The sequence below is a fragment of the Pseudomonas sp. 24 E 13 genome (assembly GCF_900004715.1).
In the GTDB taxonomy this organism is placed as follows: Bacteria; Pseudomonadota; Gammaproteobacteria; order Pseudomonadales; family Pseudomonadaceae; genus Aquipseudomonas; species Aquipseudomonas orientalis_A.
In genome coordinates this window covers 2,480-3,301 of record NZ_CVTO01000129.1, presented here as the reverse complement: position 1 = coordinate 3,301, position 822 = coordinate 2,480, and the positions used below count along the sequence as shown (strand labels likewise).

Below are 822 nucleotides of genomic sequence, written 5' to 3'. Positions count from 1 at the left end.
ATGAACGAACTTGCGCTTCCAGATCGGGCGTAAATCCTGTTGTTTCATCAGCCGACGGACCTTGTGCCGCCCAATGGATACGCCATCGCTACGCAGTGCTTTCATCACCCGACGACTGCCATAACAGTGCTCATTGGTCATGAACGTAGCTTTGACCTGAGCTGCAACCGGACAGACAGCTTTTGGCTTAAAAGACCGCTGACGAGCTTCATAGAACCCCGAACGGCTGATCCGCAAAACCCGGCAGATACGTATTACCGGGTAGGCCTTGCATTGCATTTGGTGAACCAATTGGTGGATCACTTCAATTCGCGGGCAAAGAAGGCCGTAGCTTTTTTTAATATATCGTTGTCAGTCTTCAGCTCGCGGATCTGCTGCTCAAGCTGACGAATACGCTGTTGCTCGCTGGTTAACGGTTTACCAATCCCTGTACCACCTAACTGCTCGGCTTGGTACTGCTGGACCCAGCGGCGCACGGCAGTATCACTCAAGTCTAAATCGGTACAAACGGAGTTCACGCTCAGGCCTTGGTCAACAATCATCTTGCAGACTCTTAGCTTGAAAGCGGCGTCGAATTTTCTGTACTTCTTGGTCATGGAATACTCCTCAATAGGTGTAGTTTCACCTATTGAGGTGTCCGGGACTATTAGACCAGCTCAGACCAGGATTTTGTGTCGATCCTGGCTCAACTGTGGGAGGGGGCTTGCCCCCGATGGCGGCCTCAGAGCCGACCAGGATGTTGGATTGGACCTAGTACATATCCGTTTCTGCGGTAACGGCTGCTTAGGGTTCCGCCCTGACGGCGGGTCACTTTGGAAAAGC

The 822-nt window shown here is 52.2% G+C and carries 1 pseudogene; it reads right to left on the bottom strand.

Going from position 1 to position 822, the window contains the following annotated elements:
- Window positions 1–596 (bottom strand): annotated as a pseudogene (locus BFP90_RS28380) (transposase); the annotation flags it as partial.
- Window positions 597–822: the final 226 nt, after the last annotated feature.